At 70.9% G+C, this 664-nt stretch carries 1 protein-coding gene; it reads right to left on the bottom strand.

Annotated features, from left to right (window positions below; translation table 11 throughout):
* The coding region (locus ACXJKJ_RS30785; protein WP_457395303.1) for a TPM domain-containing protein at positions 1–664 on the bottom strand (664 nt) is incomplete at both ends.

Here is a 664-nt window from a genome sequence, read left to right on the forward strand (position 1 = left end):
AGCTGGGCAGGGGGCGACCGGACCAGAGCCATGCGATGTCGCCCGCGACACAGGCGACCAGCAGCGGACCCAGCGCCCAGCGCGATGGCCCGTTGTCCCGCCATAGCCAACCGAGCACGGCAGCCATTGGCACCAGGAAACCCATCGCGATGGCCAGCGCCGGGGTCGCACCCGGGCTCAGCAGCGCACAGGCCAGCGCGCCGATCGCCACCGCACCCGCCATCAGCAGCGGCCGCATCCACCAGCGCCGCACAGGCGCCTTGGCGTCCACTGCGGGACGTCRCGGCCATAGCCCCAGCAGAAAGCCGGCCAGCAGTGCGAGCGCCACGATGCTGTCGCCCCGCCGCCAGTCCTGCGGCAGCCGGGTCACGTGGGCATCGGCATCGTCGCTGGGCGGCGGCAGCGCCTCGCCATCCACCAGCCGCACCAGCAGCGCACTGCCGTCGATCAGTCCTTGGGCGGGCTCACCCTCGCGTAGACGCGGGAGGATGGCCTGGTCGATGATCCGCTGAGCGTAGGCATCCGGAATCGCGCCTTCCAGCCCATAGCCGGTCTGGATGCGCACACGGCGGTCGCCCATGGCCAGCACCAGCAGCACGCCGTCATCCACTCCCTGGCGGCCAATCTTCCACTGGTCGAACACCCGTAGCGCGTAGGCTTCGAT

This window comes from Roseateles sp. P5_E1 (assembly GCF_054049335.1).